This is a genomic window from Geodermatophilus sp. SYSU D00710 (assembly GCF_054050195.1).
In genome coordinates this window covers 35,153-49,313 of sequence record NZ_JBJGYX010000001.1, presented here as the reverse complement: position 1 = coordinate 49,313, position 14,161 = coordinate 35,153, and the positions used below count along the sequence as shown (strand labels likewise).

The window sequence follows — 14,161 nt, the reverse complement described above, 5'->3', positions numbered from 1 at the left end:
GTCGTGCTGTGGGTCGTGTGGATCGCCGTCGTCGTGCTGTCCCTGGTCGTGCTCGGCGTGCTCGTGCACGGTCTGCTCGGCGCCGGCCGGCGGCTGGCCCGCGAGCTGGAGGGCGCCGAGCAGGACGTGCGACCCTTCCTCGAGCAGGCGCAGGCCACCGCGGCCCGGGCGGCGGCGCTGCAGCGAGGCGAACAGCGCCCGCACACCGGGTGAACGGACGATCCCCCCAGGTCGAGGGGGCCGAACCAGGGGGAGCCCGGCGTAGCATTCTCCTCGCCCGACGTGACCTGGAGGATGCATGAACCTCGGCCCGCTCGAGATCGGCCTGATCATCCTGGCCGTCCTGCTGCTGTTCGGCTACAAGAAGCTGCCCGACGCCTCGCGCTCGCTGGGCCGCTCGCTGCGCATCTTCAAGGGCGAGATGAAGGGCATGAAGGACGACGACACCCGCACCCCGGCGGGTGCACCGGCGGCCGCCGCGGTGGTGCCGCCGGCCCCGGCCCAGCTCGACGCCGCCGACCGTGACCGTCGGGCGCAGCTGGAGGCCGAGGCGGCCGCGGCCGAGGCGCGCGCGGCCGAGCTGCGGGCGCGCGCCGCGCGCCCCGGCGTCGCCGACCCCCGCTGAGCGCACCCGGGAGCAGGGACGTGAGCGGGTCCTCCGCGCGGCTGCCGCGCCGCCGGCGCCGGCGACCGCCCCGGGACCCCGAGGCGACGATGTCCCTCGTCGCCCACCTCACCGAGCTCCGCAACCGCATCGCCAAGGCGCTGCTGGCGCTGGCGCTGGGCACCGTCGTCGGGTTCCTCTGGTACGACCACGGGCTGCTGGCCTTCCTCAGCGCGCCCTACTGCTCGCTGCCGGCCGAGCTGCGCTTCCAGGGCGACGAGAACTGCCGTCTGGTCGTGCTCGACGTGTTCGGCGGCGTGCTGCTGCGCCTGAAGATCGGCCTGATCGCCGGGGCCGTGCTGTCCTCGCCGTTCTGGCTGTGGCAGCTGTGGGCGTTCATCACCCCGGGCCTCAAGCGCAACGAGAAGCGCTACGCGGTCACCTTCGTCGCCGCCTCCACGCTGCTGTTCGCCCTCGGCGCGGTGCTGGCCTACGTGACCCTCTACAAGGGCCTGGAGCTGCTGCTCGAGCTCGCCGGTGACGAGGTGGCCTTCCAGCTGACCGCGCCGGACTACCTCGGCTTCGTGATCAGCCTGCTGGTGGCCTTCGGGCTGAGCTTCGAGCTGCCGCTGATCGCGATCGCGCTGAACCTGGTCGGCGTCCTGTCGCACGCGGCACTGGCGAAGAGCCGGCGCTGGATCTTCTTCCTGACCATCGTGTTCGCCGCGTTCGTCACCCCCACGCAGGACCCGTTCACCATGCTGGCCATGGCGCTGCCGATGGTGGTGCTGTTCGAGCTGGCCATCCAGGTCGCCCGGGTCGTGGACAAGCGGCGGGCCAAGCGCGACGCGCTCGAGCACTTCCACGGCCTCTCCGACGACGAGGCCTCCCCGCTCGACGCCCGGCCCTCCCGGCTGGACGCGACCCCCACCCCGCAGGCGGAGCTCGCGGCCGACGACGCCGCGCCGGCCGACCGGCCGGGCGCCCGCTCCCGCTGAGGGCGCACCGCTCCGCCTGCGGGGATCAGCGGGGGAGGGCGGGGTCCGGCGGCACCGCGGCCAGCGCCTCGACCAGCCGGCGGCGCGGTGGGCCGACCGGCGCTCCCGGCGGCGGGCCGGCCGGGCGCTCGATGGCGGCCTCCCGCGGCAGGCCCGAGCTCAGCACTCCGCTGTCGCCGGCGGTGACCGGACTGTCGCGCCGGTGCTCGGCCCGGGGCGCCGGCCGTCCGGGCAGCCAGCCCTGGGCCAGCATCTCGGCGACCCGGGGGCGCACTGCGGTCAGGGCGGCAGGCGGGTCGACCATGTGCATGTGCCGCAGCACGGCCCGACCCACGACGGGATCGGCGCCGGCGGCGGCCAGCACGAGCAGGTGGGGAACCGGCTGCTGCCCGGCCGGCGGGCCGGTCATCGGCGGGCGGCCGTCGCGCACGTTGCGCCACGCCTGAGCCCGTGCCACGTCGGTCATCCGGGCGTCGTCGAACCAGGCGCGCAGCTCGCCGTCGACCCAGGCGTCGACCTCCGACCGCCATGCGCCGGCGTCGTCCGGGGCGGCGGCCACGGCGCTGACCAGCCGCAGCGCGTGCGTCACCGCCAGCGACAGGCCCCGGCCGAAGTGCGGGTTGGTGGTGCACACGACGTCGGCGAGGGGGACCAGTCCCAGCGGGGCGGTGTCGTCGAGGGTGCGGAAGATGCTGCGCAGGCCACTCATGACCATGACCGGGGAGACGGCCTCGGCCCGCGCGGGCTCGGTCCACTCCGCGGCCAGGGGCACCACCTGCGTCGCCGCGTCGAAGACGGCCTGCCCCCGCAGCGGCGCCAGCTCCGGGTCGTCCGGCAGGCGGGTGAAGCACACGGAGAACGTGCCCCCGTCGTGGGGGAACACCAGCAGCGCGTAGCCGTCGCCCTCGGCCACCGAGATCACGTTCCGGTTCACCGTGCCGAACCCGGCACCGGGCCTCAGCCGGTAGCGGCGGGAGACGTACACCTCGTCGGCCGGCGCGTCGACCACCTCGCGCAACCAGGGACGGGAGAGCCGTCCCCGCCGGCCGGTGGCGTCGACGACGAGCTCGCCGGGCAGCAGGGAGCCGTCGGCGAGACGGACCCCGCACGCCCGGCCGCGGTCGACGGCGACCTCGCGGACGGCGGCGTCGACCCGCTGCACTCCCGGCTCGGCCTCCACCGCGGCGCGCAGCACCCACTCGAGCGTGCTGCGCCGGCACCACAGGGCGGTCAGGCCGTCGGGCAGGTCCACCGGGCAGGCGCCCCGTGCCATCAGCGCCGCGAGGACGTCGGGCAGCGCGGCCGCCAGCTCTCCGTACAGCCGGGCCAGGAAGGCGTGCGGCTGGTGGAACTGCGCGACGCCGCGCCGCTCCCAGGCCTCCACGCCCGCCACGTCCCCGGGTGGCGGGGTGGTGTCCCGGTCGACGAGCCCGACCCGGTGCCCCTGACGGGCGAGGGCGAGAGCCGCCGTGAGCCCGGCGATGCCGGCACCGGCGATGACGACCTGCATGACTCCTCCTGGGATGGGCGGCAGGAACTCACCCGGTCCGCGGGGAAGTCGACCGGTGAGGTCTTGATCGAGATCGGTCGGGCGGCGACATCATGCACCCGCACCGGTCGGGTGTCCCAGTGCCCGCGGCGGCTGGAGCTGCGAAGATGCACGAACGTGTCACAGAGCCCGGCTCCGACCGGCGGGGAGGCGCGGTGGACACCGGCGCGGGGACCAGGATCGACGTCGCCGTCCTCGTCAGCCCGGCCGCCGGGCGGGGCCGGACCCGGCTGGTCTCCGGCGCGGTCCTCGACGCGCTGACCCGCGGCGGGCTGGCCCCGCGGGTGCTCGACGCGTCCACCCGGGACGCCGCCGAGCGGGCCGCCGCCGGGGCCGTGGCGGCGGGCACCGGGGCGGTGGTGGCCGTCGGCGGGGACGGCGCCGCGCACGCCGCGCTGCAGGCGGTCGCGGGCACCGGCACGCCGCTGGCGGTCGTCCCGGCCGGCACCGGCAACGACCTGGCGCTGGCGCTGGGCGTGCCGCCCGAGCCGGTGGCCGCCGCCACCGCGGCCGCCGCCGACCTGCGCGGGGGAGAGGTGCGCCCGGTCGACGCCGGCCGGGCCGGGGGCCGCTGGTGGGCCACGGTGCTGTGCTGCGGGTTCGACTCCGCGGTCACCGACCGGGCCCACCGGCTGCGCTGGCCGCGCGGCCCGCGCCGCTATGACGTCGCGATCCTCGCCGAGCTGGCCCGGCTGCGGCCCCGCGAGGTGGTGCTCACCCTGGACGGGGCGGCGCGGACGGTGCCGGTCACGCTGGTCGCCGTCGGCAACACCGCCTGGTACGGCGGCGGCATGCGGGTGTGCCCGGCCGCCGACCCCGCCGACGGGCTGCTCGACGTCACCGTGGTGGGTCCGGTGTCGCGGCGGGAGCTGGTGCGGACCCGGCCGCGGCTCACCGCCGGCACGCACGTCGAGCACCCGGCGGTCACCGTGCACCGCGCGGCCCGGGTGGAGCTGGCGGGGACCGGGCTCACCGCCTGGGCCGACGGGGAGCCGGTGGCGGCGCTGCCGGTGGTCGCCGAGGCGGTGCCCGGCGCGCTGCGAGTGCTGGGCAGCGGCCGTGGGGGCGGCGCCACGATCAGGTGACCTGATCGTGGCGCGTCCTCCCGCACGGTGGGCGGTGAGGGAGGACGCGCTGTGGTGAGGGAGGACGCCGTTCCGCCGCGCCGACGCCCGTCCGTTATCCCCAACGGTCGATCGCAATCGGCCGACGCGGCGGCCCGCCGGGGGAGCGCCTAACGTGGAGCACATGTCCAGCCCCGCCGAGCGGTACGCGGCTGCCCGGCGGCGCAGCGCGCACCCGACCCTGGCCGACTTCACCGCCGGGCTGGGGTTCTCCCTCGACCCGTTCCAGGTGGAGGCCTGCGAGGCGCTCGACGAGGGCGCCGGGGTGCTGGTGTGCGCCCCCACCGGGGCCGGTAAGACCGTCGTCGGCGAGTTCGCGGTGCACAGGGCGCTCGCGGAGGGCCGCAAGGCGTTCTACACGACGCCGATCAAGGCGCTGTCCAACCAGAAGTACAACGACCTGGTCGACCGCTACGGCGCCGACCGGGTCGGCCTGCTCACCGGCGACAACGCCGTCAACGGCGACGCGCCCGTGGTGGTGATGACCACCGAGGTGCTGCGCAACATGCTCTACGCGGAGTCCCCGGCCGTCGACGGCCTCGGCTACGTGGTCATGGACGAGGTGCACTACCTCGCCGACCGCTTCCGCGGCGCGGTGTGGGAGGAGGTGATCATCCACCTCCCGCAGTCGGTGACGCTGGTGTCGCTGTCGGCGACGGTGAGCAACGCGGAGGAGTTCGCTGACTGGCTGGTCACCGTGCGCGGGCACACCCGGGTCGTCGTCAGCGAGGTGCGGCCGATCCCGCTGTGGCAGCACATGCTCGTCGGCAGCCGGGTGTTCGACCTGTTCAGCCTGCGGCCGGCCGCGCACGCCGCCGAGCAGGGCGGGGACCCGCGCCAGCAGTCCACCCGGGAGCGCGGCGCCAGCGTCGTCGACCCCGAGCTGGTGCGCTACGTGCGCGAGTACGAGCGGCGGCTGGACACCTGGGGCGGCGGCAACGGCGGCAGCCGCCGCGACCGCGACTGGCACCGGCCGCGCTACCGGCCGCCGGCCCGGCCGGATGTGGTCGAGCGGCTCGACCGGGCCGGGCTGCTGCCGGCGATCACCTTCATCTTCAGCCGCAACGGCTGCGACGCCGCCGTCGCCCAGTGCCTGCAGTCCGGGCTGCGGCTGACCGACGAGGCCGAGCGCGCCGAGATCGCCCGCATCGTCGACGAGCGCACCGCCGGCCTGCCCGACGAGGACCTGCACGTCCTGGGCTTCTGGGAGTGGCGCGAGGGGCTGCTGGCCGGGATCGCCGCCCACCACGCCGGGCTGGTGCCGGCGTTCAAGGAGACCGTCGAGGAGTGCTTCGTGCGCGGCCTGGTCAAGGCCGTGTTCGCCACCGAGACCCTCGCGCTGGGCATCAACATGCCCGCCCGCACGGTGGTGCTCGAGCGGCTGGTCAAGTGGAACGGCGAGGCGCACGTCGACGTCACGCCGGGGGAGTACACCCAGCTGACCGGGCGGGCCGGGCGGCGCGGCATCGACGTCGAGGGGCACGCGGTCGTCGTCTGGGCGCCGGGCATGGACCCCTCGGTGGTCGCCGGGCTGGCCAGCACCCGCACCTATCCGCTGCGGTCGAGCTTCCGGCCGAGCTACAACATGGCGGTCAACCTGGTCGGCTCGTTCGGCCGGGCCCGCGCCCGGGAGCTGCTGGCCTCCTCCTTCGCCCAGTTCCAGGCCGACCGCTCGGTGGTGGGGCTGGCCCGGCAGGCCGCGCGGTCCGAGCGCGACGCCGAGCGGTTCGCCGCGGAGATGGCCACCGAGGGCGGCGACGTGCTCGCCTACGCCCGGCTGCGCCGCGAGATCGCCGACCGGGAGCGGGAGCTGTCCCGCGACTCGGCGGCCAAGCGCCGGATGGAGGCCGCCGACGCGCTGGCCGCGCTGCGCCCCGGCGACGTGATCCGGGTGCCCTCGGGCCGCCGGCAGGGCCTGGCCGTCGTGCTGGACCCGGGGATCACCGACCTGGCCGATCCCCGGCCGCTGGTGCTCACCGAGGACAAGTGGGCCGGCCGGCTGGGCAGCGTGGACTTCCCGACGCCGGTCACCGCGCTGGCCCGGGTGCGGGTGCCGCGGAACTTCAACCACCGCAGCCCGCACGCCCGCCGCGACCTGGCCTCCACGCTGCGCACCGCCCGCCTGGAGAACGACCTGGGCGCCCGGCGGGTCAAGCACCGCTCGGCCGCCGCCGACGACCCGGTGCTGGCCGACCTGCGCCGGGCGGTGCGCAACCACCCGGTGCACGCCCTGCCCGACCGGGAGGAGCGGGTCCGCTTCGCCGAGCGGTACCTGCGGGCGGTCGCCGACGCCGAGGCCACGCACCGCAGGATGGCCGAGCGCACCGGCTCGCTGACCCGGCAGTTCGACCGCACCTGCGACGTCCTCGAGGAGCTGGGCTATCTGGTGCCCGAGCCGGCGCCGCTGGTGCCGGTCGGCAGCGACGAGGTCGCGGCGGTCGACGACGTCCCGCGGGTCACCGAGGAGGGCCGCCGGCTGGCCCGTATCTGGTCGGAGGGCGACCTGCTCGTCGCCGAGTGCCTGCGCGCGGGCGCCTGGCGGGGTCTGGGTCCCGCCGAGCTCGCCGCGGCCGTCTCCACGCTGGTGTTCGAGGCGCGCCGGGAGACCCCGGGACAGCCGGCCGTGCCGGGCGGGGCGGTGGCGGCCGCGATCGGCGAGATGCGCCGGATCCGCTCCCGGCTGCAGGACGTCGAGCTCGACCGCGGCCTGCCGGCAACCCGCGACCTGGACCTGGGGTTCGCGTGGGCGGCGTACCGGTGGGCCGACGGGCAGACCCTCGACCGGGTGCTCGCCGGCGCCGAGCAGGCCGGCACCGAGCTCTCCGGCGGCGACTTCGTCCGGTGGGCGCGCCAGCTGGTCGACGTGCTCGACCAGCTGGCGAAGGTGGCCGACGACGCGGTGGCGGGGGTGGCGCGGGCCGCGGTGGGCCGGATCCGGCGCGGCGTGGTGGCGGTCGCCGTCAGCGGCTGACCCGGGCGGGCCGGCCGCGGCGCGCGGCGGCCGTGCGGGCCGTCCGGTGGGGCACAATCGCCCCGCTCCCGTGACGCAGTGTCATGGGAGGACCCGGATGGGTCGACGGGAACGAGCAGGAGCGACGATGACCAACCCCCCGCAGGGTGGCCAGCCGGGGCAGTACGGACAGCCGGGGCAGTACGGCCAGCAGCCGGGACAGCCGGGCCGGTACGGGCAGCCCGGGCAGTACGGCCAGCCGGGAGGGCAGTACGGGCAGCCCGGGCAGCAGCCCGGCCAGTACGGGCAGCCCGGGCAGTACGGCCAGCAGCCCGGCCAGTACGCGCAGCCCCAGTACGGCCAGCAGCCCGGGCAGTACGGGCAGCCGGGGCAGTACGGGCAGCCGGGGGGCTACGGGCAGCCGGGCTTCGGCCAGCAGCCGAAGAAGTCGCGGACCGGGCTGATCGTGGGCCTGGTGGCGCTCGCCGTCGCCGTGATCGCCGCGGCCGTCGTGCTGCCGCTGGTGCTGAGGCAGGACGTCCTCGACGGCAGCCGCGCCGAGCGCGACATCGCCGAGCAGTTCGGCGAGACCTTCGGCGTGGGCATCGAGGTCAGCTGCGAGCAGGAGATGGTGGTGGAGAACGGCGCCACCTACGAGTGCTCGGGCACCACCGAGGACGACGAGGACGTGGCGATCCGCGTCGCGATCACCGACGAGGACCCCGCGGCCTACACCTGGGACGTCGCCTGAGGGACGTCGCCTGAGGGACGTCGCCCGAGGGACGTCGCCCGGGCGGACCCGTCCCGGCTGACCGGCCCCGCCGGCCGGCGTCCTCAGTCGAGGACGCCGGCCGGCCAGCCCAGCGCGGCGCCCAGCCGCCCCAGCGACGAGCGCAGCCCGTGCGCCTCGGCCAGCCCCGCCAGCGCCGCGGCGTCGGCCGGCCGGCGGGGGAGCGACCCCTCGACCGCCGGCAGGTCGATGTCGCGGGCCACGGCCACCACCACCGGCGCGGCGTCGAGGTACTCCGCGCCGGCGTGCAGCCGCTTGAGGACCGCTCCGGTCAGCGGCGCGCTCGGCACCACCGTCCGGGCCGCAGCCGCGCGGATGCCGGCCAGGTCGCCGAACTCGCTGACCAGAGCCGCGGCCGTCTTCGCGCCGATGCCGGCCACCCCGGGCAGCCCGTCACTGGGGTCGCCGCGCAGCACCGCGAAGTCGGCGTAGGCGCGGCCGGGGATGCCGTACTTGGCGGTCACCGCGGCCTCGTCGACCACCTCGATGTCGGTGATGCCGCGCGCGGTGTAGAGCACCCGGACGCCGCGGGCGTCGTCCACGAGCTGGAACAGGTCCCGGTCGCCGGTGACGACGTCGACCGGCCCGCGGGCGCGGGTGGCCAGCGTGCCGATGACGTCGTCGGCCTCGTAGCCGGGCGCCCCGACGCGGGCGATGCCGGCCGCGGCCAGGACGTCGACGAGCACCGGCACCTGCGGGCCGAGCTCGTCGGGGGTCTCCTCGCCGCCGTCGGGGGAGAGCCGGTGCGCCTTGTACGACGGCAGCGCCGCGACCCGGAACGCCGGCCGCCAGTCGTCGTCCCAGCAGGCCACCAGCCGGTCGGGGGCGTGCGCGGTCAGCAGCCGGGCGGTCATGTCCAGGAAGCCGCGGACGGCGTTGACCGGCCGCCCGTCGGGCGCGGTCACGCTGGTCGGGACGCCGTAGAACGCCCGGAAGTAGAGGCTGGCGGCGTCGAGCAGCATCGTGGTCACGGGCGGGGACGGTAACGGCCGGGGAAACCGGCGGGGGAGCGGTCGGAGCCCGGGGTTAGTGTCCGGGCGTGGCAGACAGCACGGGGGCCCTCGTCAGCACCGACCGCGTGTACGCCGCGCGCGCCGTGGCCGCGGAGGTCGGCGCCGACGTCCTGGTCCTCACCCCGGGGTCGGACCTGCGCTACCTGTGCGGCTACCACGCGCACGCGATGGAGCGGCTGACCGCGCTGGTCGTGCCGCGCCGCGGTGAGCCGCTGCTGGTGGTGCCGCGGCTGGAGGCCCCGATGGTCGACGCCAGCCCGGCCGGCGCGCTGGGCCTGGACCTGGTCGCCTGGGACGAGACCGACGACCCGTTCGCCGTCGTCGCCCGCGAGGTGACCGCCCGGCTGGGCAGCACACCCACCCGGGTCGCCGTCGGCGCCCGCACCTGGGCCGAGCACGCCCTCGGGGTGCACCGCGCGCTGCCCGGCTCGGTGCTGGAGCTGGCGACGCCGGTGCTCGACCGGCTGCGCATGGTCAAGACGCCGGCCGAGGTCGAGGAGCTGGCCGCCGCCGGCGCGGCGATCGACCGGGTGCACGCGCGGATGGCCGAGTGGCTGCGGGTGGGCCGCACCGAGGCCGAGGTGGGCGCCGACATCGCCGCGGCGATCCTCGCCGAGGGGCACGTGGGCGTGGACTTCACCATCGTCGGCTCCGGGCCCAACGGCGCCAGCCCGCACCACGAGCTCTCCGACCGGGTGGTGCAGGCCGGCGACGTCGTCGTCGTCGACATCGGCGGGGAGACGGCCACCGGCTACCGCTCGGACTGCACCCGCACCTACGTCGTCGGCGCGGAGCCCCCGGCCGGGGTCGCCGAGTGGTACGCCGTGCTGCAGGACGCGCAGGAGGCCGCCGTGGCCGCCGTCCGGCCCGGCGTGACCGCCGAGCAGGTCGACGCCGTCGCGCGCGACCGGATCACCGCGGCCGGGTGGGGCGAGCACTTCATCCACCGCACCGGGCACGGCATCGGGCTGGACACCCACGAGGCGCCCTACATCGTGGCGGGCAACGACCTGCCGCTGGAGGCGGGCATGGCCTTCTCCGTCGAGCCGGGCATCTACCTCGCCGGCCGCGCCGGCGCCCGCATCGAGGACATCGTCGTCTGCACCGACGAGGGCGTGCGCGTCCTCAACCGGGGCCCCCGTGCGCTCGGCGTCCTCCCCGGCTGAGCCGGGCGGGGAGCACCCCGCCGCGCCCGACGTCGACCGGGCGCTGCTGGCCGCGCTGGCCCGCGACGGGCGGGCGAGCTACACCGAGCTCGCGGAACGGGTCGGGCTGTCGGTGTCGGCGGTCCACCAGCGGGTGCGCCGGCTCGAGCAGCGGGGGCTGATCACCGGCTACCGCGCCGCGGTCGACGCCCGCCGGGTCGGGCTGGGGCTGACCGCCTTCGTGTCGATCACGCCGCTGGACCAGGCGCGGGCCGACGACGCCCCGGGGAAGCTGGTGCACCTGGACGCGATCGAGGCCTGCTACTCGGTGGCCGGGGTGGAGAGCTACCTGCTCAAGGTGCGGGTGGCCTCGCCGGAGGCGCTCGAGGCCCTGCTGCGCGAGATCCGGACGACGGCCAACGTGAGCACCCGGACCACCGTGGTCCTGTCGACCTTCTACGAGGACCGCCCTCCCGTCTGAGTCCGGAGGACCGGGTGTCCGATCTCGGCGTGGCCCGCGGGGTCGGCGAGCACCTGCCCGGCACGCTGCTCGCCCTGGGCGCGGCGCTGCTGTTCGGGCTGGGCTCGGTGCTGCAGCACGAGGCGGCCGCCCGGGCCGCGGCCGGCGGGCGGCTGCGCCTGCGGGCCCTGGTCCGGCAGCGCACCTGGGTGCTGGGCCAGGCGGCCACCACGAGCGGCACCGGGGCCCAGGTCGCCGCACTCGCGCTGGCCCCGGTGGCGCTGGTGCAGCCGCTGCTCGCCGGCCAGCTGGTGGCCGCCCTCGGGGTGCGCGCGGAGCGCACGCGGCGGTCTCCGTCCGGGAGGGAGTGGCTGGGCGCCCTGCTCACCGTGGGCGGGCTGGCGGTGTTCGTCGTGGCGGCCTGCCCGGGCCGCGCGGTGGCCGGCGGGCCGCCGCCCGCGTGGACCTCGGTGGCCGCCGTCGTGGTGGTCACGCTGGCCGTCGCGCTCACCGCCCGGCTCGGCCCGGGCCGGGGTGCCGCGCTGGCCTGCGGCGTCACCGGCGGCCTGGCCGCCGGCGTGGCCGCGGTGCTGGTCTCGGCGGCGCTCGGCGTGCTGTCGGCCGACGGGCCGGCCGCCGCGCTCCTCCGGCCCGAGCCGTGGGGCGCCGTCGTGGCGTCGGTGGTCTCCCAGCTGGGCGCCCAGCAGGCCTACGGGCGCGGGTCGCTGAGCTGGTCGCTGCCCGCGCTGGTGGTGTTCGACCCGCTGGCCGCGGTGCCGGCGGCACGGCTGCTGCTGGGGGAGCACCTCGAGCCCGGTCACGCGACGGTGTGGGGTCCGGCCGGGCTGCTGGCCGTCGTCGGGGTCGTCCTGCTCACCCGCGGCGGCGGATCCCAGGCGGACGACGTGAGGTGAGTCGGCCGTCGCCCGACCCTGTCGCCTCCTTGACCGTTATCCCCAATTGACCGTCAACAACGAACCGATGACACGACCCAACAACGACGCACCGGCTGGACATCCGATCGAACGTGTGTTCGCATCCCGGGGTGCGCTGGGACGGGCAACGGCTGGACGCCGACGACGGGACGCTGCTCCCGGGCATGCCCAGCGCCCGTGGGCTGCTGCGCAGCGTGCAGGTGCCCGAGTTCCCGGGTGTGACGCTGCACGAGGTGCTGTCCCGGTCGGCGCTGAACAAGGTCCCCGAGGGCTCGCGGATGCCGTTCGCCTACACGATCAACCCGTACCGGGGCTGCCTCCACCGGTGCATCTACTGCTATGCCCGCTCGTCGCACGAGTGGCTGGAGCTCGACAGCGGTCACGACTTCGACACCCAGATCGTGGTCAAGACCAACCTGGGCGAGGTGCTGCGGCGGGAGCTGGCCCGGCCGTCGTGGCGCCGCGAGCACGTGGCGCTGGGCACCAACACCGACCCCTACCAGCGCGCCGAGGGGCGCTACCGGCTCATGCCCGGCGTCATCCGGGCGCTGGCCGACTCGGGCACGCCGTTCTCGATCCTCACCAAGGGGACGCTGGCCCGCCGCGACCTCCCGCTGCTGAACGGCGCCGCCCGCGACGTGCCGGTGGGCTTCGGGGTGTCGCTGGGCATCTGGGACGACGAGCTGCACGCCTCCCTCGAGCCGGGCGTGCCCTCGCCGCGGGCCCGGCTCGACCTGGTCCGCGCGGTCACCGACGCCGGCCTGCCGTGCGGGGTCTTCCTGGCCCCGGTGCTGCCGGGCCTCACCGACCGGCTCGCCGACCTCGACGCCGCCCTGGAGGCGATCGCGGCCGCCGGCGCCACCGGGGTCACCGTCGTGCCGCTGCACCTGCGCCCGGGCGCCCGGGAGTGGTTCTCCGCCTGGCTGGCGCGCGAGCACCCGGCGCTGGTGCCGCGATACCGGCAGCTCTACCGGGGCGGGGCCTACGTGCCGCCGGAGTACCGCTCGTGGCTGGCCGAGCGGATCGCGCCGCTGCTGCGCCGGCACGGCCTCGACCGCCACACGGGCGGACAGGCGCGGGAGGGCCGGCCGCCGTCGGGGGTGCCCGGCGACGAGGCCTCGTTCCCGGCCGGCAGCCTGCCGCCGCCGCGGGACGACCGGCCGGTGACCGGCCGCCGGAGGAGGACCCGCCCCGCGGCCCGCGACGAGGCCGTCCCCGGGCAGCTGGCCCTGCTCTGACGGGCCGCCCGGCAGGGGAGGGGAGGGGTCAGCGGCCCGCCGGGGCGGGCGCGCCGGCCCCGCGGTTGGCCCGCGCGGCGCGCTCGGCGCGGACCGCGCCCCGGGGGGCGACGGGCTCGGCGCCGGCCGCCAGCGCCAGCCGGCGGTAGGAGTCGTAGGACAGCGTCTCGTAGACCGCCGCCAGCGCCTCGGCCTGCTGCCGGCGCCGCCCGGCGGTGGTGCCCCGCAGGTGCAGCGCGGTGCGGACGGCGTGCTTGGTGAAGGTCACCTGCAGCGCCTGGCTCGACAGCCGCCCGCCGACCTCCGAGGTGAAGCCCGGCCCGCGGCGCAGTGCCGGCAGTACCCACGGGCTGGCCGCCAGCGCCGGGAACCGGTTGCGGACGGTCTCCCAGGCGTGCCACGCGGTCAGCGCCCCCGGGACCGCCCACTCGCCGTCGTCGGTGCGCACCAGCAGCCGCCGGCTCGTGGGGTGGACCTGGTCGCGGCGCAGGTCGCGGAAGGTGCCCACCGGCGCGGGCCAGTGCAGCGCGATCGCACACCACACCACCGTGCGCAGGTGCTCGGGCTGCTCGCCCCGTACCTCGGTCAGCGGCCGCAGGTCGAGCGTGCGGGGATCGGGCTCGGGAGTGGGCGGCGTGGGCAGGGGGACCCCGCCGTAGCGGGCGACCTTGCTGTACAGCGTGACCGTGGCCGGTTTCCAGCCGCGAGCCGCGGCGACGTCGTCCATGCCGCCGGTGGCGAGCTCCTCGGGCCCGAGGCCGAGTTCCAGTGCGGCGTCGACGAGCCGGCGCCACTGCACCGCGTAGCCCTCGGGCGACTCCAGCCGGGCCCACTCGCGCGCCGCGGGCACCGACGGCATCTCCGGCAGCGGCCCCTGCCACGTCTTGCTCACCCCGTCATGTTAGCCGTTATCCCCAACAAATGTCCATTCGGCCACGGACAGAGCCACAAACCCACACCGAGGACGACGGGGAAGGAGCGCTCGCGGTCAGCCGAGCAGGGCGAGCAGGCCCGCCCCGCCACTGCCGGAGGTGCCGCGGGCATCGGGCAGGCCGGCCGCCGTGGCGCCCGTCCCGGCCGCGGACCCGGCCGTCGTCCGCCTGCCGCCGGGGGAGTCCTGCACGCGCGGCCACCCGGTGACGAGCATGCCCGCAGCGACCAGCCCGACCAGGACGCCGACGGCGATCACGGCCCATCCGCCGGCGGCCTGGTCGGGGCGCTGGTCGGCGCGCTGGTCGGCGAGGTACCACCCCATGCCCGCGGCGAGGACGCCGAGCGGCAGGGAGGCGGTGCCGAGGATCCGGCCGAGGGTCACGAGGTCCTCCTGGAGTCGGGGCCGCGGATCCCCACCACGG

At 76.7% G+C, this 14,161-nt stretch carries 14 protein-coding genes; 10 read left to right on the top strand and 4 right to left on the bottom strand.

Translation table 11 applies throughout. The features are described 5' to 3' along the window. Window positions 1-3: 3 nt before the first annotated feature. From ACI78U_RS00240 to tatC, 3 genes are all read left to right on the top strand, one after another. Window positions 4-213, top strand: a complete 210-nt coding sequence (locus ACI78U_RS00240) for a hypothetical protein (protein WP_456873264.1) — start codon at window positions 4-6, stop codon at window positions 211-213. An 85-nt stretch (window positions 214-298) separates the two neighbouring features. Continuing rightward, complete coding sequence (gene tatA / locus ACI78U_RS00235; protein WP_456873263.1) at window positions 299-625, top strand: Sec-independent protein translocase subunit TatA; 327 nt, start codon at window positions 299-301, stop codon at window positions 623-625. Between the two features lie 20 nt (window positions 626-645). Further along, on the top strand, window positions 646-1,602 hold the full coding sequence (gene tatC / locus ACI78U_RS00230) for a twin-arginine translocase subunit TatC (RefSeq protein ID WP_456873262.1): 957 nt from the start codon (window positions 646-648) through the stop codon (window positions 1,600-1,602). A gap of 25 nt (window positions 1,603-1,627) precedes the next feature. Here the strand turns inward: tatC and ACI78U_RS00225 are convergent, their stop codons facing one another. After that, on the bottom strand, window positions 1,628-3,112 hold the full coding sequence (locus tag ACI78U_RS00225) for an FAD-dependent oxidoreductase (RefSeq protein WP_456873261.1): 1,485 nt from the start codon (window positions 3,110-3,112) through the stop codon (window positions 1,628-1,630). 194 nt (window positions 3,113-3,306) lie between these two features. Here ACI78U_RS00225 and ACI78U_RS00220 point away from each other — a divergent pair, with 194 nt between their 5' ends. The 3 genes from ACI78U_RS00220 (at window position 3,307) to ACI78U_RS00210 (ending at window position 7,976) form a co-directional block, all read left to right on the top strand. Further along, on the top strand, window positions 3,307-4,236 hold the full coding sequence (locus ACI78U_RS00220; RefSeq protein WP_456873260.1) for a diacylglycerol kinase family protein: 930 nt from the start codon (window positions 3,307-3,309) through the stop codon (window positions 4,234-4,236). 163 nt (window positions 4,237-4,399) lie between these two features. After that, window positions 4,400-7,246 (top strand): DEAD/DEAH box helicase, encoded by a 2,847-nt coding sequence (locus ACI78U_RS00215; RefSeq protein ID WP_456873259.1) that lies wholly within the window; start codon window positions 4,400-4,402, stop codon window positions 7,244-7,246. A gap of 127 nt (window positions 7,247-7,373) precedes the next feature. Next, a complete protein-coding gene (locus tag ACI78U_RS00210) occupies window positions 7,374-7,976 on the top strand; it encodes a DUF4333 domain-containing protein (RefSeq protein WP_456873258.1) in 603 nt (200 codons plus the stop codon). An 83-nt stretch (window positions 7,977-8,059) separates the two neighbouring features. Here the strand turns inward: ACI78U_RS00210 and ACI78U_RS00205 are convergent, their stop codons facing one another. Then, on the bottom strand, window positions 8,060-8,977 hold the full coding sequence (locus tag ACI78U_RS00205) for a 5'-3' exonuclease (RefSeq protein ID WP_456873417.1): 918 nt from the start codon (window positions 8,975-8,977) through the stop codon (window positions 8,060-8,062). Window positions 8,978-9,054: 77 nt separating this feature from the next. Between ACI78U_RS00205 and ACI78U_RS00200 the strand changes: the two genes are divergently transcribed. From ACI78U_RS00200 to ACI78U_RS00185, 4 genes are all read left to right on the top strand, one after another. Further along, window positions 9,055-10,194, top strand: coding sequence for a M24 family metallopeptidase (locus tag ACI78U_RS00200; protein WP_456873257.1), 1,140 nt, complete (start codon window positions 9,055-9,057; stop codon window positions 10,192-10,194). Beyond that, window positions 10,169-10,654, top strand: coding sequence for an Lrp/AsnC family transcriptional regulator (locus ACI78U_RS00195; RefSeq protein ID WP_456873256.1), 486 nt, complete (start codon window positions 10,169-10,171; stop codon window positions 10,652-10,654). Before ACI78U_RS00200 ends, ACI78U_RS00195 begins: the two co-directional genes overlap by 26 nt. 14 nt (window positions 10,655-10,668) lie before the next feature. Further along, window positions 10,669-11,547, top strand: a complete 879-nt coding sequence (locus ACI78U_RS00190; RefSeq protein ID WP_456873255.1) for a DMT family transporter — start codon at window positions 10,669-10,671, stop codon at window positions 11,545-11,547. A 113-nt stretch (window positions 11,548-11,660) separates the two neighbouring features. Then, a complete protein-coding gene (locus tag ACI78U_RS00185) occupies window positions 11,661-12,806 on the top strand; it encodes an Rv2578c family radical SAM protein (protein WP_456873254.1) in 1,146 nt (381 codons plus the stop codon). Window positions 12,807-12,834: 28 nt separating this feature from the next. On the opposite strand, the gene ACI78U_RS00180 is transcribed toward ACI78U_RS00185, so the two are convergent. Together ACI78U_RS00180 and ACI78U_RS00175 are read right to left on the bottom strand one after the other, a co-directional pair. Next, window positions 12,835-13,698 carry a hypothetical protein gene (locus ACI78U_RS00180; protein WP_456873253.1) on the bottom strand — a complete coding sequence of 288 codons (864 nt, stop codon included), beginning with the start codon at window positions 13,696-13,698 and terminating at the stop codon, window positions 12,835-12,837. A gap of 96 nt (window positions 13,699-13,794) precedes the next feature. Then, window positions 13,795-14,121, bottom strand: a complete 327-nt coding sequence (locus ACI78U_RS00175; RefSeq protein WP_456873252.1) for a hypothetical protein — start codon at window positions 14,119-14,121, stop codon at window positions 13,795-13,797. Between the last annotated feature and the right edge of the window lie 40 nt (window positions 14,122-14,161).